This is a genomic window from Psychroflexus curvus, assembly GCF_020164585.1.
Lineage (GTDB): Bacteria > Bacteroidota > Bacteroidia > Flavobacteriales > Flavobacteriaceae > Psychroflexus > Psychroflexus curvus.
Genome location: NZ_JAIQZF010000006.1, coordinates 239,703 through 263,251, shown reverse-complemented (window position 1 = coordinate 263,251; position 23,549 = coordinate 239,703). Strand labels below are relative to the sequence as shown.

Genomic DNA, 23,549 nt, shown 5'->3' with positions numbered 1-23,549 from the left:
ATCGGAATTTAGTATCTTCGCAAGAGTCATAAAATTGATAAAATGCAAGATAAACTTCAAAAAAAAGAAGATCTTTCTTTTGACGAGTTCAAAAAACAAGTTCTAGAAGATTATAAAATAGCCGTCACCAGTAGAGAATGCAGTTTGCTTGGAAGACGTGAAGTCTTAACTGGTAAAGCAAAATTTGGAATTTTTGGTGATGGAAAAGAGGTACCTCAGTTAGCTTGGGCCAAATCGTTTAGAAATGGAGATTTTCGTTCTGGTTATTATAGAGATCAAACGTTTATGATGGCTATCGGAGAATTGACGATTGAGCAGTTTTTTGCTGGACTTTATGCCAATACCAATCTGGAAGATGAACCTATGTCTGGCGGTCGCCAGATGGGTGGTCATTTTATGACGCACAGTTTAAATGAAGATGGAAGCTGGAAAAACCTAACTGAACAAAAAAACTCAAGTGCAGACATCTCTCCTACTGCGGGTCAGATGCCACGTTTGCTTGGTCTTGCCCAAGCCTCCAAAATTTATAGAAATGTAGATGGCATCGATTCTGAAAAATTTTCTAACAACGGTAATGAAATCGCCTGGGGAACTATTGGAAACGCAAGTACAAGTGAAGGTCATTTTTGGGAAACATTCAATGCAGCTGGTGTGTTGCAAGTACCAATGGTCATCAATGTGTGGGACGATGATTATGGAATTTCGGTTCATGCAAGACATCAAACCACCAAAGAAAACATATCTGAAATCCTTAAAGGCTTTCAAAAAGAAAACGATACCAACGGTTATAAGATATTAGTCGTTAAAGGCTGGGATTATCCTGCTTTAATTGAAACTTACGAGAAGGCAGAGAAAATTGCCAGAGAGCAGCATGTCCCTGTTTTGATTCATGTTGTTGAAGTCACTCAACCCCAGGGTCATTCTACCTCCGGATCGCACGAACGCTATAAGACGGATGAAAGATTGCAGTGGGAAAGAGAGCACGACTGTAACACAAAGATGCGTGAATGGATGATTTCCAACGGATTTTGTACTGAAGAAGAATTGGTAGAACTTGAAAAAAGCATCAAAAAAGAAGTAAGAGATGGCAAAAAGGCGGCCTGGACTGCTTTTGGAAAAACAGCCAAATCTGAAAATAGAACAGTGGTTAAGTTATTGACTGATCTTGCAAATTCTTCTGAAAATAAAAACTTTATCGCTTCTTTGGTAAAAGAACTCAAAGAAAACGACGAGCCAATAAAATCTGTCATTCTTTCCACAGCAAGAAAAGCTTTGCGCTATGTAAGAGGAGAAGAGTCTGATGCAAAAAAGAAACTGATTCAGTGGATCAAAGAGTTCAGAGCTAGAACCCAGCCCGATTACAGTAGCCATCTGTGGAGTGAATATGATGGTAAGGCTACCAACATTGAAGCTTTAGAACCTACTTATGACGAAGATGCTGAAGATGTGGATGCCAGAGTTATATTAAGAGATAATTTTGATAAGATATTTGAGACCCGACCAGAAACCTTAATTTTTGGAGAAGATGCCGGAGAAATTGGTGATGTCAATCAGGGTCTGGAAGGACTTCAGGAAAAGTATGGAAAATTAAGAGTAGCCGACACAGGAATACGTGAAGCTACCATTTTAGGTCAGGGTATTGGAATGTCCTTAAGAGGATTACGGCCAATAGCTGAGATTCAATATCTGGATTATTTGCTTTATGCTTTACAAATTATGAGCGATGACCTGGCCACTACTGCTTACAGAAGCAAAGGAAAACAAAAATCACCACTGATAGTCAGAACTCGTGGACACAGACTGGAAGGCATCTGGCATTCAGGTTCACCTATGGGTGGAATTCTAAATTTAATACGCGGCGTTAATGTATTGGTCCCAAGAAATATGACCAAAGCGGCTGGGTTTTACAATACCATGCTGGAAAGCGATGAGCCTGCACTTATTATTGAATGTTTAAATGGATACAGACTTAAAGAGAAAAAACCAAATAACCTCGGAGAGTTTAAAACACCTGTTGGGAAGGTAGAAACTATTCGTGAGGGAAGTGACTTAACTATTGTTTCTTATGGTTCAACCTTAAGAATCATTGAGCAAGCTGCTAAGGATTTGCAGGAAGTCGATATCGATGTGGAAATCATAGACTGCCAGTCTTTGGTACCGTTTGACTTAAATCACGACATTGTGAAGAGCCTTGAGAAGACAAACAGGCTATTGGTAGTTGATGAAGATGTACCTGGAGGAGCTTCGGCATATATTCTTCAGCAAATCTTAGAAGAACAAAATGGTTATAAATCTTTGGATAGTCAACCTCAAACCCTCACAGCGAAGGCCCATCGTCCGGCTTATGGAACGGATGGGGATTATTTCTCTAAACCTTCTGCAGAAGATGTATTTGAAAAAGTTTATGCTATTCTACGTGAATTTAAACCGGAGGATTATCCCAAACTGATGTAATTATCTTTTAACAAACAAAAAAGCCATTCGCCTTAGGCGGATGGCTTTTTTTGTTTAAAATTCGACCTGATACTGAATTAAATCCAACTTATAAGTTTTTTAATTTTTAAGACTACTGGATTTAAAACAAATTACGTTTATTTTTTTTGAATTTAACACCGTACTCATTCTTGGATGCCTCTTTCACGATACTTTTAGTGATAAGATCGAGATTCTTGGCAGCGTCCTTTAAGTAAGAAATGGTTTTATAATTGGTGTCACTTTGAAGATCATTAAGGTCCAGCAAATTTGAGAGTCCCAAAATATTAGCCACAGGTTTTCTCAACTCATGAGAATGTTTCCAGGCGATTTCCCTGAAGGCATTGTTTTGATTGATAATTGTATCCTGGTTTTGCTTAGCCAGTGTCAAATCTTCAATGATCATAATGATATTAAGATTATCATCATCCTTAAAACTATTTAAACTGATACCCACTGTTAAGTTTTTATTTTTACTGGTTTTAAAATTTCGATAATTATTTAATCTTAATTTTTTAGGTTCATCATTGATGTAATTAGCGAAAAGTCTTGAATATTTTTCTTTAAGATTTTCCGGGAACAGGATATCTAATTTTCTACCTAATATGTCATCATGTGAAAATCCAAAGACAACTTCAAATTCGGTGTTGACAAATCCTATGGTCTGTTTATCATCTAAAATAAGCATGGGATGAGGAACAGCCTCAATTGTTTTAGTCACTTTATTTTTAGATTCTTTAAGTTTCATATTATTATGCTCTGGTCTGGTAATATCAAAGCCGACACATAAAATCCCAACAGGCTGCTGATCTTTATCTAGTATGGCTGAAAACTCCCATTGCGTCCAGATATATCCTTTTTCATTTTCAATATGTTTTCTGATTTCAACAGGAAAACAATGTTGAGGATGGGAAAGACATTTCATGACTATTTCCTCAATTTTATGGTATTCATCAGGATGCGTGGTAATGAAAGAATGTTTTCCGATAAAATCATCAGTAATAAATGAAAATCGATTTTGAAACGTTTCATTGACGAACATATAATTTCCACTCAAGTCTATAACTACAACATCATAAAGTTTAGAATTTTTAAGAGCTTGTGGTATGGTATCAGTAATAAAACCATTTTGCATTTATATGAATTTAAAGTGATTGCTCACCAATAGTAAAGTAAATATAATTTAAAAATGATATCAAAATTAAAAGCGTAAAAATAATTATTACGGCTTAAAACATTTTGCTGTGAAAAAATAATAGATTTTAAAAATCATATTTTTGACTCATGAAACCGCTGGGATTTACCTCTGAAATTAAATGCCAAATTTCATAGCTAATGATGTTTGTGAAACCTATTCTTTTTTTCTCAACAAAAAAATACTGGAAAGAAGTATCCTATATATAAGTTTCTGATTTTAAAAACTTAATGATCTAAAACAAATTACGTTTATTTTTTTCGAATTCAACTTCACACTCATTCTCAATTGCTTCTTTCACAATACTTTGTGTGATAAGGTCAAGTTCATTTGCAGCTTCCCTTAAATAAGAAATGGTTTTATAATTGGTTTCACTCTTTAAATCTTTAATATCGAGTAAATTGGATAAACCTAAAATATTAGCCACTGGTTTCCTGAGTTCATGAGAATGTTTCCAGGCGATTTGTCTGAAAGCATTATTTTGATTGATAATCGTATCTTGATTTTGCTTAGCTAAAGTCAGGTCTTCGATAATCATGATGATATTTAGATTACCGTTGTCATAAAAACTATTTAAACTGATACCTACCGTTATATTTTCATTTTTATTGTTTTTGAAATCTCGGTAGGGATTCACTCTAATTTTTTTTTGATTTTCAGCAATGTAATTCCCCAGAAGTCTATTATAATTTTCTTTATGATGTTCCGGAAAAAGAATTTCTATTTTTTTACCTATAATTTCACTAATAGAAAACCCAAAAACAACCTCAAATTCCCTGTTGATATAATTTATGTTTTGTTCATCATCCAGAATAAGCATAGGATGAGGAATAGACTCAATAGTTTTAGTCAGCTTCGTTTGAAACTCCTTAAGTTGCAAGTTATTATGCTCTGGTCCAGTAATATCAAAACCTATACACAGAATACCTATAGGCTCTTGATTATTGTCTAAAATAGCTGAAAACTCCCACTGTGTCCAGTTATACCCTTTTCCATTTCGTAAGGGCTTCCTTAATTCTATGGGGAAACAATGCTTTGGGTTTGCAAAACACTTAATGACTATATCTTCAGTTTTAAGGTATTCATCAGGATGCATGGCTATAGAGGAAGGCTTTCCCGTAAAATCATCTGTTATAAATGAAAACCGACTGTGAAAAGTCTCATTTACAAAAACATAATCTCCATTTATATCGGTTACGACTACATCATATATTTTAGAATTTATAAGAGATTGAGATATGTGATTAATAAGGATTTCATCTTGCATTAATTTGTATTTAGAATAAGTGACCACTCACCATTTGTTAAACAAATGTAAATAAAAATGCATTTATAGCAATAAGCGACAACAAGGATTTGTGATATCACTATTATTCTATAAAATAATGATAAAATGAATATTTTAATTTTGAGTCTTTAATGCGTTAGGGTAAGTCTCAGAGTAGGGTGACCAAATTTCATAAATAGATTTTCCTCCAGAACTTTGTCCTTTATGATGCCATTTGCCGTCGATGACTTCAAAGTTGAAATCAAGATGGGCTCCTACTCTATTTTTATCTTTTGAGAAAAAAGTGATATGCTCAGTATAAATTCCATCCTGAGCAGAGTAAGTTCCGCCTCCTGATGCCATAAATGTTTTAGTAGCCGAATTAAACGCTACCCATTGAAAACGATTTGCAGTTAAGATTTTAATCGTACGTCTGTCAAGTGGTTTCATTTCCATCATAACTCCCCCGCGCTTTCGACCTGTAATCACCCAATTTCCTGATAATTCGTCGATTTCTGAAGATCGTTTTTTCCAAATCTTTGTGTGCTTACTATCAGTTATTTGAACTTTTTTATCGTCGATCCAGGTTAGTCGATATTCTTTTACTGCATTAATTTTCGAGCTGTCATACGTATCAAAATCTCTCTTTTCAATGAGTTTATCACCTTTCAATTTGTATTCTCCTCCAGCTGCTCCCAGAAATGAATTGTCCTCAATGCGCTTTGAACCTAAGGCAAAATAATTATCTGTCGCTATTTTAATAACCTCTCTGTCGGTGACCTTTTCACCATTTAAACTTATCAATTGCCAGGCACCTTTCATAGACTGAGCAGAAAGGAGACTAGCGAAGCACAGTAATGTCAAAGTAAAACATAAATTTTTCATTGGCTTAATTTTAAGTTATTTATCTAAAGTTCTGGTCAACCAGTCTTTTATATACGCTAAGACTTCCGGGGACATTGTCTGTTCAATCGTTGCATACTCACTAATATCTCCAGTTTCACTTTCCTGAAATAGATGGTTTACCCCTTCAAATTCTTTTACTTCAACCGCTTCGTTGCCTCCTTTTTTAAGTGCGAATTCAATTGCCTCTAAGTTTTCTTTTGAAGACACCTGGAAATCATTTGTTCCCCCGATAGCCAGTACAGGGCAATCAACCAATCCTAGATATTCTGAAGGTCTGCTTCTTAAAAGACCCACTATTTCTTTAGATGACAATTGCTCTACAATAGCCATCAATTCTTTCTCCAGCATCGTGTCTGCATAATTATCGGTCATAAACTGAGTCAGTTCAGCCTCCAGCTGTTTGCCTCTTGCGCTGGTTGTCCTGATAAAATTATACGTGTTTTCAAAAATAGCATTGGATTGTTCTACCTGAGTAGCATTCATTCCTCTGAGCTTAAGAAAATCTGCTCTTTGTTTCAGCATCATTTCATCGCCATCAATACCTGGGGCTGCTAGCAACACCATAAAAGACACATCTTCCTGCAGAGCAAGTTTTGGAGCTATAACCCCTCCAATACTGTGACCTAAAAGGCCTATGTTTTGTTGATCTACATCATTCCTGACTTTCAAAAAGTTGTAGGCTGACTTTGCATCAGATACAAAATCATCGAGGCTGGTTTCCTGAAAATCACCCTCAGACCGTCCAACACCTCTTTCGTCATACCTCAGCACTCCTACTCCACTTTGAGTAAGTTCGTGAGCCAGCAGCAGAAAAGGCTTGTGTCCCATAATAGTACTATTTCTATCCTGCGGACCGCTACCACTTATCAAGATAATTACAGGAAATTTTCCTTCTTTTTTGGGTAAAGTAAGTGTTCCTGCAAGGTTGATGCTGTCGGTTTCGTTTCTGAACACCACATCTTCTACGTAATACTTGAAAGGTGGCTGCGGCTCCTGTGGTCTGTTCAACTTAGTATGACCACGAATTAGATTCAATTTTAAAGACAGGTTATTTTGAAAAAAATTTCCGACAACCGTATCTTTTGAAGACCATTTCCCCTGGTATTTAATTCCTAAAGGCTTCAGTTCAATCTTTAATATCGAATCCACTAAAGACGTAGAGCTTGCCTTAAAATCATTAAGAGATTGTGCGGGAACACTTAATAAGGAAACGTGATCACTTTCATTTTTATAGATTTTGAAATTAAGATCCAGCGTATATCCTTCAAACTTCAATTTGCCAGTCCAGTCACCAGAGAGGTCCTGAGCATAGTTTGAAAATGAAAGTAAAACGGCCAGTAAGCAGATGTAAATTGTTTTCATATATATATTAAAAGTGGTTAATTAAGGATTAAAACATTTTCGATTCCCCATCTTCAGGAATCCAGGCTTTGTGGCTAAGATGTTGTTCCTTAAATTTTGACTTTAAGGGTTCTCTCTTGGTCGGACAGTGATTCAAAGCTTCCAGATGATTACAAATCGTTGTTCCAAAATTCAAGTTGGTAAACCTCACAATATCTTCTTTAGTCATCAAGATAGGGTCATAAGCATCCAACTGAGCAGAGCCGCATGGAATAACAGAGATTTTGGGCTGGTAATTCACCAGAACTTTGGCAACTTCATCCGTCAGAATGGTATCAGACGCCAGGTATAAACTTGGCTCATCGGGTAATTCTATATAAAATCCCATCACATTCCCCATCAACTCAGCTACGTTACCATAACCATGACGGGCCGGAATTCCCTCAATACTTCCTTCCAAAAAAGTTTGAGACGTGTTATAGTCCAATTCCTGAACTACTCGTAATCCTTTCTCCTTCAAATCTTTCGCGTCCAAAACACTACAAGTCACCCTAAGCTGTTTGTCCTTCAGAAAAGCAATTCCAGCCTCATCCAGATGATCCGCGTGTTGATGAGTTATCAGCACATGCGTTATTTTTTCAAGCAAAGATTCAGCGCTTTTTGGTAGCTCAACCAAAGGGTTTCGATAAGGAGGAAAACGCTCTTTAGCAAAAGCCTCAATCGTCCCCACGTCACCAAGCATAGGGTCTACCAATATAAAATCATTTTTTGTTTGAATTATAGCAGTCGCATTTCTAAGGTGATGATAAGTCATTCTTCTGATTTTGATTCAAGTTAACTTGATGTTCAAAGATAATTCAACTTTTATTATGAAGTTAAGTTGTTGCGAATGCTTTTATTTGCAGAAAAATTCAAAATGTCAATTGCCATAAAGCCTATAAGTTCATCTGAAGTTGAATCCCTGGCAGAGCTGAGTCAGAAGACTTTTGTAGAATCGCATGGGCATAGTGCCAGTCCAGCAGATATCCAGAATTACATCGATAAGCACTTTTCAATCAGGACCTTATCTGAAGCTTTAGAAAATCCACGTATCTATTTCAGTAAAATCTATGTGGATAATCAACTCGCAGGCTATTCCAAACTTATCCTGGACGAACAACATCCGCTTACAGACCTGTTACCTGTGGCCAAATTTGAAAGGCTTTATCTTTTAAAAGACTTCTACGGTCTTGGGCTTGGTGAGATGCTTTTAGTTCATAATTTAGAACTCGCCAAAAAACAACATCAGAAAGCTTTATGGCTTTTTGTCTGGACCGAAAATGAAAAGGGACTCAAATTTTATAAAAAGAGCCATTTCAAAATCATTGGCGAACACGACTTTAAAATCAGCGAACAACACTCCAATCCCAATTATGTGATGCTGAAGAGGGTATAGATTTTCAGATATTAAATTCTTACCTCGCTTCATAATAAAAAAACGAATCGCAAAAGATATTTTCTTTCACGATTCTTTTTTTTATTGTAAGACTTTAAATTAGTTCTTGTCATAGCCTTCGGGTCGCTTCCATCTCACCGGAGCTTCAGGCTCTGGTTTCATTTTAAATTCTTCGGTTTCCAGTAATTTCAGGGCTTCTTGTACTGCTTTTTCCAACTGTGCATCCCTGCCTTGTAAAGCCATTTTAGGAGCATCAATCACTTCAATATCTGGAGCTACACCTTCACCTTCAACAGCCCATTCTCCATCGGTATCATAAAAACCACCTCTTGGCGCTACCATTCTACCGCCATCAATAAATTGTGGCGTATCCCAGGTACCCACAAGTCCGCCCCAGGTGCGCGTTCCTACCAAAAGACCAATATCTTTTTTCTTGAACATATAAGGCAGTAAATCCCCTCCAGAACCAGCTCTTTCGTTGATGATCATCACTTTTGGCCCCCAGATCCCAGCCAAAGGCGATGTCCAGGGTCTATTATCTCCAGCTTTACTATTGAAATAGCCAATAGGTTCGCGGGTCATAATATCTATCATGTAATCTGCAGCAGAACCACCTCCGTTGTTTCTTTCGTCTAAAACAACTCCCTTTTTATCCTGTTGTGAGAAATAATAACGATTAAAGCTCGTAAATCCTGGTTGACTTGTATTAGGGATATAGACATAGGCCAGTTTTCCGTCGGACATCTCATCGACCTTGCGTCTGTTGCTTTCTACCCAGTCTATATACCTAAGTCCATTTTCTCTTCTGACCGGTTCGACATAAACGCGTTCTGCACCAGATAATGATGCCTTACTATTGACCATCAAAGACACTGTCCTTCCTGCAGTCTGTGCGAAGTGTTCATAAATATTATCATCTGCAGTGATGGGTCTTCCATTCACTTCCAAAATATAATCTCCTACTTCTATCTTCTGGCCGGTTAGACCCAAAGGAGCTTCAATATCTGGATTCCATTTCTCACCGTCATATATTTTGCTGATTTTATAATGACCGTTTTCAATTTCATAATCAGCTCCTAGCAAACCTACAGGAACTCGTTCCACATCTGGCATATCTCCACCAGAAACATAAGAATGACCTATAGCCACTTCGCCGCTTAAGATATCTACCAAATAATTCAAATCAGTTCTGTGATGAACATGCTCAACCCATGGTTGATACCAGCTATACACTTTATCCCAGGGTGCGCCATGGACATTGTCAACGTAAAGAAAATCACGCATAAACCTCCAGCCCTCTTTAAAAATCTGCGCATACTCAGCTTTTGGATCAACATTCATTTTGGCTGAAACTGAAATGTTATCCTCCGGTTTTACTTTTCCTTTGGTATCCGTTACGTTCCAGCTTCCTCCTTTTTGAAAAAGTGTAAAATCTCCATTTTTGGACACCACCATTTGACTTACTTCTTCTTCAAAATCTTCAGCCTTTTCTTCTTTTACGTCATAGTCATGCACTTTTAATCCATCTTGGTTTGGAATCGTTTCTGCTATGAATAGCTTTTGTTCCTGAGAACTTCTAATAAATTGATAATTCCTTGCTGGCAATTTCAATGCAACTACTCTGTCTTGAATATTCTCAAAATCAATATTTACGATTTTGTTTTCTTGTTTTTTATCAGTCTTCTTTTTGTCTTTATCGTCTTCGGCTTTGTTAGCTGCTTCTTCATCGCTTTTTGGCAAATTTGGAGCCTTCCCATCAGCGCTTAAAACTACTGTATATAAACTTCTGGTAACTGAGGGATCATAAGAACTCATATCCAGCCAGCCTGTGTTTAATCCATAATCTGTACTTGCCAAAAAATACAGATACTCTCCAGATTTATCCCATTGTGGTGAGGTAGCATCTGCCAATGGATCTGACACCTGATGAGTATTTCCCGATTCTATATCGTAAACGAAAATAGCTTTGAAATGGCTGTTTTGCTGTTTTTCATAAGCAATGAACCTACTGTCAGGTGAAAAGTTAGGATTCATAGTCCTGTTAGGATGTGCAAAACCGTCTGTATCTACTTTTTTAACTTTTCCATTTTCTAAATTGATGTACCACAGGTTGTAATCAGTGTCGGTATAGCTGATCAGTTTTCCGTCTGGTGACCAGTCTGGAGTGAAGTAAAAGGTTGGATTTTCTAAAACATAAGATCTTTGGTTTTCACCAAATTGATTGGCAACTACCAATCGATATTCACCACTTGCATCTGAAAACCAGGCGATTTTATCTCCCTGTGGCGACCAGATTGGAAACCTGTCTGCCACACCACTGCTTTGTGTGATATTTCTCCAGCTTCCCTCCTCTTTGGGGAAGGTGAAAATATCACCTCTATGCTGAAAAACAGCTCTTTTGCCATTAGGCGAAAGGTTTGGGTTACTCACATTTCCTGCCGTAACATCTTCCCATCGTTCCCTGCTAAAATTCAAATCACCAGCTACATTGATTTCCAGCTGTTTAACTGATTTGGTTTTTGTATTCAGGGTGTGTAAATACCCCCCTTGTTCGTATACAATCTGATCTCCAAAAGCATCTAAACTTTTGATATCAAATTTTTTATGGAAGGTAATCTGTTCTTCTTTTTGAGAGGTCATATCATAACTCCAGATATTACTCACATAATCTCGCTCTGACAAGTAATATACTTTTTGTCCAACCCAAACTGGGTCCAAATGCCTTTCCTTGTCTAACTGTGGAGTTCTTGTCAGTTCCTTGTTGTTCAAATTTAAAATCCAAATGGGTAAGGCCTGTCCGCCCCGGTAATTTCTCCACTCGGGATCCCATGAGGTGATTGGGGTGTAGGCTAAGAATTTTTCATTTTCAGAAACTTCACCATAAGCTGCACGAACATCTACTAAAGGCTGAGGAAAACTAGCATCAGTAGAAACCGTATATAATTGTGTGGTTTGGGTAGGGTGTGACTTTCTTCCTGTTCGGAACAGCACTTCACCAGAAGGCGTCCAGCCTTGCACAATATCACCTCCCGGATGATAAGTCAGGCGTTTAGGGCTTCCTCCTTCAACGGGTATCACATAGACATCTGTATTGCCGTCGTATGCTGCACTAAAGGCAATCCATTCCCCGTCATCCGAGAAATGAGGAGAAGATTCATAGCCTTCATAAGTGGTTAACCGAATCGCATCACCACCGGATCGCGGTGCTTTCCACAAGTCATTGGCATAAACAAAAACCACATCATCAGCCGATAACGTAGGCTGTCGTAATAACATGGTCCCCTGACTAAAGGTTTCAACTGAAATAAAAGCGATCAACAGAAATACATATAATTTTTTCATAAGAATTTGTAAAATGATTGAGATGCCTAATTTATAAAAATTGTGTGCAAAAATTGGAATTTTGAATTTGAAAGGGCTCTGCAGTTAAATCTTAAATAGTTTGTTACCGGAAAGATAATTCAATAAATTAGGCAAAATTTTGAAATCAAACCTATGAGTATTCTCAGAATTATATTTGCCATCCTACTTCCGCCCTTGGGCGTTTTTCTTACCGTTGGAATCCGAGGAGCCTTTTGGCTCAATATCTTACTTACCATTTTAGGTTTTGTGCCTGGCATTGTGCATGCCATTTGGATCATTGCTAAAAACGATGACAAGAAAGTTTGACTTGCATCAACTAGGTTTCTAAAATTTTAAATTAAAATTGAACTGGCGTTGCCGAATACTTTTCATAAAACTATATTTGTGACATGGAACATTTTGTTGTCTCTGCCAGAAAATACAGACCAGAAACTTTTGAAGACGTTGTTGGACAAAAGGCAATTACCAATACATTGCTTAACGCTATCAACAACGATCATCTAGCTCAAGCCCTTCTTTTTACGGGGCCTAGAGGTGTTGGAAAAACGTCTTGCGCAAGGATCCTTGCCAAAAAAATCAACCAGGATGCTACAGATGATGAAACCACTGATTTTGCATTCAATATTTTTGAATTGGATGCGGCATCCAACAATTCTGTAGATGACATCAGAAATCTTACCGACCAGGTAAGAATTCCACCACAATCTGGAAAGTATAAAGTTTATATTATCGATGAGGTGCATATGCTTTCTCAGTCGGCTTTTAATGCGTTTTTGAAAACATTGGAAGAACCGCCAAAGCATGCTATTTTTATTTTAGCAACTACAGAGAAGCACAAAATAATTCCAACTATCTTATCGCGATGCCAAATATTTGATTTTAAACGAATCACCGTTAGAGACATCAAAGAACATTTGGCTGATATTGCTATAAAAGAAGGCGTTGATGCAGATGAAGATGCGTTACATATCATAGCTCAAAAGGCGGATGGCGCTATGCGTGATGCATTGTCTACTTACGATAGGGTAGTCAGTTTTAGCGGTAATAAGCTTACTCGCGAAGCAGTTACTGAGAACCTGAACGTTTTAGATTATGAAACCTTCTTTAGAACTACAGATTTTCTTTTAGAAAACAATATCCCTGAAACTTTAATTTACTTTAATGAGATTCTAGCCAAAGGTTTTGACGGACAACATTTTATTGCAGGACTGGCATCTCACTTCAGAGACCTAATGGTTGCTAAGAATCAGAAGACGATTTCATTGCTGGAAGTTGGGGAACTTACCAAATCCAGATATTTTGAGCAGTCGCAGGCGACGTCCTATACATTTTTACAGGAAGGAATAGATTTAGCCAACACCTGTGATTTTAATTACAAATTGAGTCAAAACCAACGTTTGCATGTGGAGCTTTGTCTGATGAAGTTAGCTTCGCTTACCGATCCAAACTCCACCGAAAAAAAAAAGACTAAGCAACACATCTTAAGTCCCAAAGAGGTGGAGGAGGCTTCTTCTCAATTTACTGAAGTAGCTCAATCTCAACCCACTACAGAAAAACCGGTCGAAAAAGCTTCAGTTGAACCTGAGGATAAAGTGAAAGAAAATATTTCAGAGGTTTCCCCAGCTCAGGACGTTGACCTGAAGTCAACCGAAGCGCAAAGCTCACCAGCTAAAAACACAAATCCAACCGAAGCAAAGTCAACCGAAGCAAAACCTGTCAGCGAGATACAGTCAGGAAGTTCAGAAGAAAAACATACTGTTGAAGAACCTCAGGAACGCATAAGGCCTTCCCTGAAGCATACGCCTAAAAAGGTGAACGGGCTTTCTATAAAAAGCATACAGGAGAAGAAAAGGCTGAAGGAACAGCTGAAAAAAGATAAGCCTGAGGAAGAGGTTTTGACATCGGAATTTACCGAAGAAGATATGCAAAAAGCCTGGAAAGAATATATCCAGCTTTTATCTGAAAATGGTAGTAAAATCGTGGCTTCAGTCATGGGAACCTCCCAACCAAAACTCGATGGTAAAGTGATAAAACTGGAACTCCCCAACGACTCCATGCGACTGAATTTGATACAGGACCAGGGAGATTTGATGAGGTATCTGAGAGAAAAACTGCAGAATACCCTGATAAGTCTGGACATTTCCGTGAACCATACGTCTGAAAAGAAATACGTGTACACACCGCGAGAGAAATTTGAAAAATTGTGTGAGAAAAATCCAAATTTGGAATTGTTGAGAACGACTTTTGATCTAGATATATAAATGTTATGCTTGGACTAAAATTACCTACCGATCCGCGATGGGCAAACATCGCCGAGAAAAATATTGATGAAATCCTGATAGATCACGCCTATTGCGAGCAAAAAGCGGCGTCTACCGCCATTTCTTTGATTGTTTCTTTTCCGGAATATACCGAGTTAGTAACGGCTATGACAGAACTGGTGCAGGAGGAGATGAGTCATTTCAAAATGGTGCATGACTTATTGAAAGAGAAAAATATTCCTTTAGGAAGAGATCGCAAAGATGATTATGTGGCAAAACTGGTGACTTTTTTTCCTAAAGGGGGCAGTCGACAGACGCAACTTGCTCATCGCCTGCTCTATGCAGCCTTGATAGAAGCCAGGAGCTGTGAACGTTTTAGATTATTGTCTGAGGAATTGAGCGACGAAAAATTGAAGCGTTTCTACCGCAAACTGATGATAAGCGAGGCCAATCATTACACCATGTTTTTAGGATTTGCACGTCAATACCATGATGTGGATGAAGTGAATCAAAAATGGTCGGAGCTGCTAGATTATGAAGCTGAAATTTTGGAGTCTTTCCAGGACGGAGCTTCGGTGCATGGATGGTGAGTCGTGAGTCGTGAGTCGTGAGTCGTGAGTCGTGAGTCGTGAGTCGTGAGTCGTGAGTCGTGAGTCGTGAGTCGTGAGTCAAATTTAAATTATCTCTAAGTTTAAAGCATCACATTCCATTTTTTTGATAAAAAATCAGAATGAAACTAGCTTAGTTAAAAGTTGTTTCACTCTGATTTTCTAAATTTAGTAGTCAGTAGTTTGTGAGTTTTTGAGTAATTGAGTTGGTAGGTTTTAGGAATTAGGAGGAAGTTGAAATAAAATATTCAAGATTTGGTGTTTCTTATTCCATATTCAGTATTCTTCAGTTACTCGTCAAAAATATTGGAATACTTTCCGTCAGAGGTTTCAAAGAATTTTCCGTTAACGTATCTGTAGTGCTTATCCAGACCACTGAGTTTCTTCATATCGTCTGAATCTAAACTTACATTTCGACTTTCAAAATTTTCCTGAATCCTCTCTTTATTGGTCGATTTTGGAATGGTCACCACATCTCTTTCAGAATGAAAACTTATAAGCACTTGTGCTGGTGACGCCTCATGCTTTTCAGCGACTGCGTTCACAACTTCATTATCTAAAAGCGTTGGTTCATTATCAGCTTTCATTTCTTCTGTGCGGTCCTGACTACCTAAAGGAGAATATGCGGTTACTAAAATATCATTTCCTTTACAGAAGTTCACCAAATCGGTTTGATGTAAGTAAGGATGCAACTCTATCTGATTCATTTCTGGATTCACATCAGAATCTTTCATCAATTGATTCAGCTTATCCTGACTGAAATTGGAAACTCCTACGTGCTTGACTAAATTATGGTTTTTGAGATCTACCATAGCCTCCCATGTTTCTTTAAGGGGAACTTCTTCTAAAGATAAGAAATCATCATCGGACTCTGGAAATCCTTCTAAACCAGATTTAAAAGCAACTGGCCAGTGCATGAGGTATAAATCTAAGTAATCAAGTTGTAAATCTTTGAGGGTATTCTCTAAAGCTGGTTTTACATCTTCTTTTCGGTGGGCATTATTCCAAAGTTTAGAAGTGATAAATACATCACTTCTTTTGATGTCACCTTCTTCAAAAACCTCCTTAAAAGCTTCACCTATTTCTTTTTCATTACCATAGATGGCTGCGCAATCTATGTGCCTGTATCCTATTTTTAATGCGTGCTTTACGGCTTTTTTGACTTCGCCTGGTTCGGATTTCCAAGTTCCAATACCTATAACATCAAGCTGATCGCCATTATTAAATTTTAAAGTTTTCATGATTTTGTGTTTTGTTTAAAATTAGTTTCAAACAAGGGAATATCAAAAATGAAAACCTCTTTTAGTTTAGATTTAACTATGTCTTTTTAATTTTTATTGTTTTTGGCACTAAAACGCCGTTTCTCATTGAGAGATTCATGAGCTTTTATCTCACTTTCTGGAATGACTTTTAAAAATGAAGGATGCTGTTCTATCGCATATTCAATTTTTTCAATGATGCTTTCCACTTCTTCATTATCGTAATCAATTTCTAGTGGTTCTTTAATAACCATCGACTGAAGAATATTTCGTTTTTTGATTCGAATTCCTTTTTTATCAAACGATCGTCTAAACCCATCTATGACGATGGGAATAACAATCGGCTTATATTTTTTGATGATATGAGCTGTTCCTTTTCTTATAGGTTTCCAGGGTTTAGTTGTGCCCTGAGGGAAAGTAATGACCCAACCATCATCCAATGCCTTTCCAATATTGGAAATATCACTCATTTTCACTTGCCGATTCACTTTTTGACCTCCAGCTCGCCATGTTCTGTCTATACTGATAGAACCTGCATAAGCCAATACTTTGGGCAACAAGCCTTTTTTCATGGTTTCGGCTGCGGCAACATAATAGATATTGAGTTTTGGATTCCAGAGGTAACCTACATTTTTGATATTATCATCTCTACCGCTTAACGAGGCATTGAAGACATGGTACATTGCCACCACGTCAGCAAAGTAAGTTTGATGATTGGATACAAATAAAACTTTTCTATCTGGTAGGTTTTTTATAATAGAAGAGCCTTCAATCTGAAGGTCATTAAAACCCTGATAGCGTTGATGAGTAAGTCCCCCCATGATTCTTATCAACCATTTCTTTAAAAATAAATAATGTCCAAAAGGATTTTTCTTGAATAAGCTCATACCTTAAAATATTGCTTCGCAAATATACGGTTTTATAGACTTATGATAATCTTGCAAAGAGCTCTCTTATTTCGCTCAAAATCATTGCAGTAGCTCCCCAAACCACATGTCCCTCAAAATTAAAAGCTGGGACTTCTACATTTTTGGCATAAGAAGCATCTATAAATTCGGTATTGAGATTGTTTTGATCCAAACAAACAGAAAGCGGAATTTCAATAATATTTTCGACTTCACTTTCTTGTAACACAAAAATTGGCTCTACATCTATGATACTTAAGTAAGGATGTACCAAAAAATTGGAAGGCGGAATATAGAGTTCAGTAAGAGGTTTTATGACTTGAATGCTGTTTACCGAAACACCGATTTCTTCTTCTGTTTCTCTGAGAGCCGTTTGCATCAAATTTTTATCCACTTCTTCATATCGACCGCCTGGAAAGCCTATCTGGTTGGAGTGAACTCCTTTGTAGGTTTTCCGGAGGATAAAAGCCATATAAGCTTTACCGTTTTTGGGGTATAACAAAGAAACTACTCCAGCATAATTTGGATCTTTTCCACTTAAATTTATTTTTTTAAGCTCATCTTGTCTAAATAAAGGTGCGAGTTGGTAATGAAAAGATTCGCCAGGAAGTTCTATTTTCTTTAATTTTGAAACCAAACTCGTTAATGATGAAAAGTCCATTTTTTATAGTATGTCTTGTAGTTATGCTTATGTCTTGTAAAGAAAGCAAAGATAATTCAACTAAGGAAAAAGAGGTCGAAAGAGACACTATTGAAAAGGAGATTGAAGTTAAAATTCCTTCCAATGGTCGTACAGATAGAGATTTATCTCAAATAAAGTTTGTGGAACAGGAAGAATTAATTCCTTTTCTGAAAACTTACGCAAAAGAAAACCCAGAAACTATTGTAGATGTTGAAACTGAATTTGGAACTTTCACCATCGAACTTTTTCCTGAACCTGTTCTTCACCGTGCTAATTTTATAAGATTAGCTAAATTAGGTTATTTTGATACTACTGTTTTTCATAGAGTTGATGATGATTTTGTGGTGCAGGGCGGAAATAGCGATAGAATGTCGACACATCAGTTTAGAGGAGCCGTCGGCGATTATTTGATTCCGAATGAATCTACTCCTAAATATCCTCACGACTACGGAATGGTTTCTGCCGCCAAATATGCTGAACAAAATGTGAGTAACGCCTCATCTCCATTTGAGTTTTTTGTGGTGACTAAACCAAATGGAGCTTACCATTTGGATGGTGATCATACCGTATTTGGAAAAGTTATCAAAGGCATGAATGTGGTCGAAAAAATAGACGATTTGGAGACAGACGATAGTGAATGGCCATTAACAAATGTCGGTCTGGATATAAAAGTAGTGCGTTAATCTTACCAATAATCTTCGATATCTTCATCTTTTTTATAGACCGTAGGTAATGAGAGTTTGAAAATTACAGCAGAAAGCCTTACAATAATTACAACTAGACCTGAAAATATAAAAATGAGACTTAAAGGTAAGTTTAGTTTTAAAAACACAAAGTAACTAAAGGCACCTAAAATACAGGCTGTTGCATAAATTTCCTTTCTGAAAATTTGAGGGATTTCATTACATAGTATATCCCTTATCACACCTCCAAAGCAAGCACTTACGGTCCCTAAAGCAATACAAATTATAGCTGGAAGTCCTTCCGCTATTCCCTTTTCTACACCAGCCACCGTATAAAGACCAATTCCGAATGTATCAAATAAAAAAAGTGATTTTCTTAAATAAAACAATTTTTTTCTGAAGAATACGGCTAACACTGCAGTGATGATAATGACATAAACATAGGTTAGATTTTGCATCCACATCACAGGAACACCCAATAATACATCTCTTAAGGTTCCTCCTCCTACAGAAGTGACAAAGGCAATAATAAATATGCCAAATGCATCCATGCGTTTCTTGAGGGCAGAAAGCACTCCCGATATAGAAAAGGCAATCACGCCTAGAATGTCAAGTATAAGTGTATATTCCATTTAATGAATGCTATAGTATTGATAGTCTTTCAATACAGTTTGTATAAAAGTTTGTGGGGATTGCTTGGTTTCAATTTCAAGTTGACTTGCCACTTTAGCCGCTAGTTTTATGATGATAGAATGATCACCATCTTGCTGAGCTTTATCAAATATTGATTTGATGCGTCTAAGGTCATCATCTTTTAGAGTTGCTACCTGTGGATATTGAGGAAGATAAGAATCATCTATCTCGAATAAAGGCATTTTTTTAAATCCTGTTTTCCGACGTTCAGTAATAACTGTTGTTTTGGCTGCAAGATCACCAAGGCGTTGCCCCTTTCCATTTATTAGTATCGTCGCAATAGCAATTCCTCCACTGGTTAAACTCACATCTACAAACCTGAGCAGCCATCGGATCAAATACCCGGAAAACTGAGGTTTGGATCCATCTAGATTAACGACCCTCAATTTCATGGAAGCCTTTCCTATGCTCTGTCCGTTCATAAAGGTTTCCATAAGGAGATGGTACAAAAAAGGAGGCAACCCAAGAACCATTGAGGTTACTGCACCTTGAAAAGGAGATACATCTAGCAATCCTGTCATAACAGCAATTGTGATTAGAATATAAGCCATTATAACTATAAAATCTATGATATAAGCCAGAATTCTATCCCATACTGTAGCCACACTTTGTTGAATCTTTACATTTTGTGCGGTTTCTATTTGAAAATGACTCATAGATTGCTTTTCTTTGGATAAATTATATACAAATGCGAGAGGCGGCTTTTGTCAAGCAAAATAAAGACAAATGGTTAAAATTTGAAAGGCTTGTGCAAAATAATATGAGTATTTCTCCAAGTGAACTCTCCAAACTTTACGTAGAGCTCACAGAAGACCTCAATTATGCGCAAACTTTTTATACCAATAGTGAGACTTTAGCTTACCTGAATGAACTCTCCGTTGGAGTACATCAAAAAATTTATAAGACTAAAAGAGAATCCAAAAACAAAATCTATCAGTTTTACATAAAAGAATTTCCCCTTTTCTTTTACGAATATCGATCAACTTTACTACTGGCTTTTTTATTATTTTTAGGTTTCTGTGTCATTGGAGCCTACTCTGCAGCTTCAGATGATGGTTTTGTCAGGTTGATTTTGGGAGACGCTTATGTCAATTCTACCATAGAAAACATCCAAAAAGGAGATCCTATGGCGGTTTATAAAAAAGCCAGCCAAACCGATATGTTTTTGGGAATTACACTCAACAATATTAAGGTTGCTTTGTTTGCTTTCGTCGCTGGAATTCTTGCTGGATTGGGAACTATCTATATCATTCTGCAAAACGCCATCATGCTGGGCTCGTTTCAATACTTTTTTTATGAGCAGGGTATTCTCTGGGAATCTGCCAGAACCATCTGGATTCATGGAACAATTGAAATTTCGGTCATCATTGTTGCTGCCTGTGCCGGACTCGTCATGGGAAAAAGCATCTTATTTCCAAAAACTTACACCCGCTTGCAGTCTTTTACTCAGGGGGTGAAGGCAGGACTTAAAATCGTAATTAGTACCATTCCTTTTTTTATACTTGCTGGTTTTCTAGAAGGCTTTGTCACTCGTCTCACAGGCATGCCAGATTGGCTTGCTATTTTAATTATATTATCATCATTAACTTTAATCATCTATTATTACGTTATTTTACCACAACTAACCCACAGCAAACATGCAAAGCAACTACATCAACTTTAAGAAAGAGCGTGATCTTGGCGCTATTATTTCAGACACTTTCAAATTTATCAGAGAAGAATACAAAACTATCTTCAGGCTTTATCTCAAACACGTCGGATGGCTTTTACTGCTCGTTGTAGCAGCAAGTACATATTATCAATACCAGTCCCTCAGCCTTACAGTTGATTTAACAATTGCAGATGGTCCTGGTAATTTTTTATTAGAAATGGTTTCCTCAACTGGAATTTCACTCCTTCTTGTGTTACTTAGCTCTATCGCTTATTCGGCCTTAAGTGTCACCACTATCAATAGCATTATAAAAAGCTATGTCAAAAACGAAGGGGAAGTCAAAGACGACGAGGTTAACCGGTATATAGGTCAGTTTTTCATCACAAACCTTGGTAGTTTTATAGTCTATGGAATTTTGATATCCATTGGTTTTCTTTTATGTATTCTCCCAGGAGTTTATTTAATTGTTCCTCTGACTTTAATTTTTCCAATTATCGTGTTTCAGGAAAAATCTTTTTCAAACGCGTTTTCAGAATGCTTTAAACTTATCAAGGAAAACTGGTGGATCACTTTCGCCACCTTACTCATCATGACAATTTTGATGTGGTTAATCAGCAGCTTATTTCAAATTCCCATCATTGTTATGAGTGCTTTAGAGACTTTCACCTCTTTGCAGGAAGGCTCCCAAACGCCTGGTACAGCAAACCTGGCCAGCAACTGGTTATACATGACCTTTTACGTTTTGGCATCATTAGCGCAATATATATTGAGTTTAGTAACACTCATCAGTGTTGCTTTGATTTATTTCAACTTAAACGAATTTCACAATAAAACAGGAACATTAGAAGATATCGATCGCATTGGAAGTTAAATCCACTCATTTTTTTCATGCATTAGCTCTCTTTTTTATTCTGAATTTAATAGGGACAGGTTTTATGTGGGCTACTTCCAATCTCCAACCTCGCGATAGCCTGGAGCAACGTCCTGAACCAGTAGAATTTGATACATCCCTTATCGAACCCTACCAAGCTAATGAGGATTATAATTACTTTAATATAAATGAACAAAAATCTTTCTTGGCTAAAATTCAACGCTGGCTAGACTTGCAATGGAATAAATTTTTGGACTGGTTGCTCTCGGGAATTTCTGAAGGGAGTTTCTGGAATTATCTGGCCCTGACTCTAAAGATTCTATTAATTATCGGCTTAGGTGTACTCATCGTTTGGCTTTTTAATAAATATTATGTGGTGAATCAAAAATCACCTCCGGCAGATCAAAGTGAGATCAATTTATCTGAAGATGAACTCTTAATTCAGCAAAAAGATTTATCAACTTTAATAGAAGAAGCAGAATCCGAAGGGAATTACAGACTTGCTTCACGCTATTTATTTTTAAGCATTTTAAAACATTTAAAGGACTATAATTTCATCGAATATCAATTTCAAAAAACAAATACAGATTATAAATCTGAAATCACTCAACAAGCCATAAAATCAGATTTTACTTACGCCTCAAAATTTTATGAATTTGTATGGTACGGTGATTTTAAACTTGAAGTGGCAGATTTTAAAAGCGCTAAGAGTCGTTTTGAACATCTCATCAGTAACATCCAAAACAGCAAAGTCCATGGATAAGAAAATGAAAGGCCTGCTTTGGGGAGTGATTGGTCTTGTGGTTCTGATTATCATCATGGACGAAACCGCCGAAAAACCGACAGACTGGACAGCGAGTTACGTACATACAGATGACAGGGCCTTAGCGACAGAAATCTTCTACAAAGGCTTACAAACAGTCACTGATGGTATTCAGCATTTTGAAGAATCTCCTTTTGAAATATTTCAGGATAGTTTACAAAAGCCGGGGACTTACTTCTTTCTGAATAGATTTGTCAATTTAACCAAAGAGGAAAGTAAAAGTCTTCTAGGTTGGGTGGGTAAAGGTAATACAGCGTTCATAGCTTCAGAAGGGATTCCAAAGGTTTTATTAGACACCCTAAAACTTGATGTCAGCTTTCATGTAAGTAATTCTGAAATTGAATACCAGCCCAGCTTCAATTTAATAGAGAAACCGCATAGATTATCCGAATTCAAAACCTCAAGAAAAGCCTTTGAATATTTGTATTTTTCTGAAATAGATTCAGCAAACACAACGGCTCTTGGCCAAGTAAAGCCAAAAACCACCAAAATCTCAGAAGCCTCAAACCATAGCAATTACATCCAGGTGAACTGGGGAAAGGGAAAATTCCTTCTTCACCTCGCCCCAAAAGTCTATACCAATTATTTTATGGTAGATGGAAATAATAGCGATTACACCTCCAGAACATTAGGCTATTTGGATTTAAATCAGCCTTTATTCTGGGATGATTATTATAAATCCGGGAAAGAACGTATTACCAATCCTCTATATTATTTACTTTCCAATCCCTATTTAAAGTCTGCTTACTACCTCATTATCATCACATCGCTATTGTTTGTTTTTTTTGGAGGAAAACGAAAACAACGCCCCATCCCTATTATTCCCGTAGTTAAAAACCGATCTTATGAGTTCGCGCAAACCATCGCTGGAATGTATCTGGACAAAAAAGACCATAAAGCCATTGCCCAGAAACAAATTACAGCCTTTTTGGAACACATCAGGTCTGCGTATCAGTTATCCACAAACGAGATCAACACCTCATTTCTTCAAAATTTAGCTTCCAAAACCAACAAAGAGTATGAGGCCTTAAAAACATTATTTCAGTATATTGAACACATCAATACCTCTGAAGTGATTACCGAAAACGAGTTAAAAACTTTAGATACTAAACTTACAACTTTCAACAGCTAGAT

At 37.1% G+C, this 23,549-nt stretch carries 21 protein-coding genes; 10 read left to right on the top strand and 11 right to left on the bottom strand.

Annotated features, from left to right (window positions below; translation table 11 throughout):
* The first annotated feature begins 42 nt into the window (after positions 1–42).
* Positions 43–2,454 (top strand): alpha-ketoacid dehydrogenase subunit alpha/beta, encoded by a 2,412-nt coding sequence (locus tag LB450_RS10950; RefSeq protein ID WP_224488540.1) that lies wholly within the window; start codon positions 43–45, stop codon positions 2,452–2,454.
* Between the two features lie 121 nt (positions 2,455–2,575).
* Here the strand turns inward: LB450_RS10950 and LB450_RS10945 are convergent, their stop codons facing one another.
* The 5 genes from LB450_RS10945 to LB450_RS10925 all read right to left on the bottom strand — a co-directional run bounded on the left by LB450_RS10945 (position 2,576) and on the right by LB450_RS10925 (position 7,995).
* Positions 2,576–3,607 (bottom strand): PAS domain-containing protein, encoded by a 1,032-nt coding sequence (locus LB450_RS10945; protein WP_224488538.1) that lies wholly within the window; start codon positions 3,605–3,607, stop codon positions 2,576–2,578.
* Positions 3,608–3,902: 295 nt separating this feature from the next.
* Positions 3,903–4,934 carry a PAS domain S-box protein gene (locus LB450_RS10940; RefSeq protein ID WP_224488536.1) on the bottom strand — a complete coding sequence of 344 codons (1,032 nt, stop codon included), beginning with the start codon at positions 4,932–4,934 and terminating at the stop codon, positions 3,903–3,905.
* Between the two features lie 135 nt (positions 4,935–5,069).
* Positions 5,070–5,819 carry a hypothetical protein gene (locus LB450_RS10935; protein ID WP_224488534.1) on the bottom strand — a complete coding sequence of 250 codons (750 nt, stop codon included), beginning with the start codon at positions 5,817–5,819 and terminating at the stop codon, positions 5,070–5,072.
* Positions 5,820–5,834: 15 nt separating this feature from the next.
* Positions 5,835–7,202, bottom strand: coding sequence for an alpha/beta hydrolase family protein (locus tag LB450_RS10930; RefSeq protein WP_224488532.1), 1,368 nt, complete (start codon positions 7,200–7,202; stop codon positions 5,835–5,837).
* A 28-nt stretch (positions 7,203–7,230) separates the two neighbouring features.
* The gene (locus LB450_RS10925; protein WP_224488523.1) at positions 7,231–7,995 is read right to left on the bottom strand and encodes an MBL fold metallo-hydrolase; all 765 of its coding nucleotides are present in this window, start codon (positions 7,993–7,995) and stop codon (positions 7,231–7,233) included.
* A 102-nt stretch (positions 7,996–8,097) separates the two neighbouring features.
* Between LB450_RS10925 and LB450_RS10920 the strand changes: the two genes are divergently transcribed.
* On the top strand, positions 8,098–8,616 hold the full coding sequence (locus LB450_RS10920) for a GNAT family N-acetyltransferase (RefSeq protein ID WP_224488521.1): 519 nt from the start codon (positions 8,098–8,100) through the stop codon (positions 8,614–8,616).
* Positions 8,617–8,715: 99 nt separating this feature from the next.
* On the opposite strand, the gene LB450_RS10915 is transcribed toward LB450_RS10920, so the two are convergent.
* Positions 8,716–11,958: a S41 family peptidase gene (locus LB450_RS10915; RefSeq protein WP_224488512.1), complete on the bottom strand. Its 3,243-nt coding sequence runs from the start codon at positions 11,956–11,958 to the stop codon at positions 8,716–8,718.
* Between the two features lie 153 nt (positions 11,959–12,111).
* Between LB450_RS10915 and LB450_RS10910 the strand changes: the two genes are divergently transcribed.
* The 3 genes from LB450_RS10910 to miaE all read left to right on the top strand — a co-directional run bounded on the left by LB450_RS10910 (position 12,112) and on the right by miaE (position 14,830).
* Positions 12,112–12,285, top strand: coding sequence for a YqaE/Pmp3 family membrane protein (locus LB450_RS10910; protein ID WP_224488504.1), 174 nt, complete (start codon positions 12,112–12,114; stop codon positions 12,283–12,285).
* Positions 12,286–12,368: 83 nt separating this feature from the next.
* Positions 12,369–14,240 (top strand): DNA polymerase III subunit gamma/tau, encoded by a 1,872-nt coding sequence (locus LB450_RS10905; protein WP_224488502.1) that lies wholly within the window; start codon positions 12,369–12,371, stop codon positions 14,238–14,240.
* A gap of 5 nt (positions 14,241–14,245) precedes the next feature.
* Positions 14,246–14,830, top strand: a complete 585-nt coding sequence (gene miaE, locus LB450_RS10900; protein ID WP_224488501.1) for a tRNA-(ms[2]io[6]A)-hydroxylase — start codon at positions 14,246–14,248, stop codon at positions 14,828–14,830.
* Positions 14,831–15,138: 308 nt separating this feature from the next.
* Here the strand turns inward: miaE and LB450_RS10895 are convergent, their stop codons facing one another.
* The 3 genes from LB450_RS10895 to LB450_RS10885 form a co-directional block, all read right to left on the bottom strand.
* Positions 15,139–16,089, bottom strand: coding sequence for an aldo/keto reductase (locus LB450_RS10895; RefSeq protein WP_224488499.1), 951 nt, complete (start codon positions 16,087–16,089; stop codon positions 15,139–15,141).
* 86 nt (positions 16,090–16,175) lie between these two features.
* Positions 16,176–16,994 (bottom strand): lysophospholipid acyltransferase family protein, encoded by an 819-nt coding sequence (locus LB450_RS10890; protein ID WP_224488497.1) that lies wholly within the window; start codon positions 16,992–16,994, stop codon positions 16,176–16,178.
* A gap of 40 nt (positions 16,995–17,034) precedes the next feature.
* Complete coding sequence (locus tag LB450_RS10885; protein WP_224488490.1) at positions 17,035–17,673, bottom strand: NUDIX hydrolase; 639 nt, start codon at positions 17,671–17,673, stop codon at positions 17,035–17,037.
* Here LB450_RS10885 and LB450_RS10880 point away from each other — a divergent pair.
* Entirely contained in the window at positions 17,661–18,377 is a 717-nt protein-coding gene (locus LB450_RS10880) for a peptidylprolyl isomerase (protein WP_224488488.1), read from the top strand. The two genes, LB450_RS10885 and LB450_RS10880, sit on opposite strands and share 13 nt — an antisense overlap.
* 2 nt (positions 18,378–18,379) lie before the next feature.
* On the opposite strand, the gene LB450_RS10875 is transcribed toward LB450_RS10880, so the two are convergent.
* Both LB450_RS10875 and LB450_RS10870 read right to left on the bottom strand, forming a co-directional pair.
* A complete protein-coding gene (locus tag LB450_RS10875; protein ID WP_224488480.1) occupies positions 18,380–19,009 on the bottom strand; it encodes a trimeric intracellular cation channel family protein in 630 nt (209 codons plus the stop codon).
* Positions 19,010–19,726: an RDD family protein gene (locus tag LB450_RS10870; protein ID WP_224488478.1), complete on the bottom strand. Its 717-nt coding sequence runs from the start codon at positions 19,724–19,726 to the stop codon at positions 19,010–19,012. It lies immediately after the preceding gene.
* A gap of 32 nt (positions 19,727–19,758) precedes the next feature.
* On the opposite strand from LB450_RS10870, the gene LB450_RS10865 reads away from it, so the two are divergent.
* From LB450_RS10865 to LB450_RS10850, 4 genes are read left to right on the top strand one after another with little or no spacing between them, the layout of a single operon-like run.
* Positions 19,759–20,733 carry a stage II sporulation protein M gene (locus tag LB450_RS10865; protein ID WP_224488476.1) on the top strand — a complete coding sequence of 325 codons (975 nt, stop codon included), beginning with the start codon at positions 19,759–19,761 and terminating at the stop codon, positions 20,731–20,733.
* On the top strand, positions 20,708–21,592 hold the full coding sequence (locus LB450_RS10860; protein ID WP_224488474.1) for a hypothetical protein: 885 nt from the start codon (positions 20,708–20,710) through the stop codon (positions 21,590–21,592). Before LB450_RS10865 ends, LB450_RS10860 begins: the two co-directional genes overlap by 26 nt.
* Positions 21,582–22,355: a hypothetical protein gene (locus LB450_RS10855; protein WP_224488472.1), complete on the top strand. Its 774-nt coding sequence runs from the start codon at positions 21,582–21,584 to the stop codon at positions 22,353–22,355. Before LB450_RS10860 ends, LB450_RS10855 begins: the two co-directional genes overlap by 11 nt.
* Positions 22,348–23,547, top strand: a complete 1,200-nt coding sequence (locus tag LB450_RS10850; protein ID WP_224488470.1) for a DUF4350 domain-containing protein — start codon at positions 22,348–22,350, stop codon at positions 23,545–23,547. The genes LB450_RS10855 and LB450_RS10850 overlap by 8 nt, the downstream gene beginning before the upstream one ends.
* Positions 23,548–23,549: the final 2 nt, after the last annotated feature.

What these genes read in the sequence shown, in the direction of transcription:
- LB450_RS10925 (WP_224488523.1), bottom strand. Translation starts at nt 7,995, where the DNA reads ATGACTTATCATCACCTTAGAAATGCGACTGCTATAATTCAAACAAAA.
- LB450_RS10890 (WP_224488497.1), bottom strand. Translation starts at nt 16,994, where the DNA reads ATGAGCTTATTCAAGAAAAATCCTTTTGGACATTATTTATTTTTAAAG.
- LB450_RS10905 (WP_224488502.1), top strand. Translation starts at nt 12,369, where the DNA reads ATGGAACATTTTGTTGTCTCTGCCAGAAAATACAGACCAGAAACTTTT.
- LB450_RS10950 (WP_224488540.1), top strand. Translation starts at nt 43, where the DNA reads ATGCAAGATAAACTTCAAAAAAAAGAAGATCTTTCTTTTGACGAGTTC.
- LB450_RS10880 (WP_224488488.1), top strand. Translation starts at nt 17,661, where the DNA reads ATGAAAAGTCCATTTTTTATAGTATGTCTTGTAGTTATGCTTATGTCT.
- LB450_RS10865 (WP_224488476.1), top strand. Translation starts at nt 19,759, where the DNA reads ATGCGAGAGGCGGCTTTTGTCAAGCAAAATAAAGACAAATGGTTAAAA.
- LB450_RS10945 (WP_224488538.1), bottom strand. Translation starts at nt 3,607, where the DNA reads ATGCAAAATGGTTTTATTACTGATACCATACCACAAGCTCTTAAAAAT.
- LB450_RS10870 (WP_224488478.1), bottom strand. Translation starts at nt 19,726, where the DNA reads ATGAGTCATTTTCAAATAGAAACCGCACAAAATGTAAAGATTCAACAA.
- LB450_RS10910 (WP_224488504.1), top strand. Translation starts at nt 12,112, where the DNA reads ATGAGTATTCTCAGAATTATATTTGCCATCCTACTTCCGCCCTTGGGC.
- LB450_RS10935 (WP_224488534.1), bottom strand. Translation starts at nt 5,819, where the DNA reads ATGAAAAATTTATGTTTTACTTTGACATTACTGTGCTTCGCTAGTCTC.
- LB450_RS10860 (WP_224488474.1), top strand. Translation starts at nt 20,708, where the DNA reads ATGCAAAGCAACTACATCAACTTTAAGAAAGAGCGTGATCTTGGCGCT.
- LB450_RS10885 (WP_224488490.1), bottom strand. Translation starts at nt 17,673, where the DNA reads ATGGACTTTTCATCATTAACGAGTTTGGTTTCAAAATTAAAGAAAATA.
- LB450_RS10930 (WP_224488532.1), bottom strand. Translation starts at nt 7,202, where the DNA reads ATGAAAACAATTTACATCTGCTTACTGGCCGTTTTACTTTCATTTTCA.
- miaE (WP_224488501.1), top strand. Translation starts at nt 14,246, where the DNA reads ATGCTTGGACTAAAATTACCTACCGATCCGCGATGGGCAAACATCGCC.
- LB450_RS10895 (WP_224488499.1), bottom strand. Translation starts at nt 16,089, where the DNA reads ATGAAAACTTTAAAATTTAATAATGGCGATCAGCTTGATGTTATAGGT.
- LB450_RS10940 (WP_224488536.1), bottom strand. Translation starts at nt 4,934, where the DNA reads ATGCAAGATGAAATCCTTATTAATCACATATCTCAATCTCTTATAAAT.
- LB450_RS10875 (WP_224488480.1), bottom strand. Translation starts at nt 19,009, where the DNA reads ATGGAATATACACTTATACTTGACATTCTAGGCGTGATTGCCTTTTCT.
- LB450_RS10850 (WP_224488470.1), top strand. Translation starts at nt 22,348, where the DNA reads ATGGATAAGAAAATGAAAGGCCTGCTTTGGGGAGTGATTGGTCTTGTG.
- LB450_RS10915 (WP_224488512.1), bottom strand. Translation starts at nt 11,958, where the DNA reads ATGAAAAAATTATATGTATTTCTGTTGATCGCTTTTATTTCAGTTGAA.
- LB450_RS10920 (WP_224488521.1), top strand. Translation starts at nt 8,098, where the DNA reads ATGTCAATTGCCATAAAGCCTATAAGTTCATCTGAAGTTGAATCCCTG.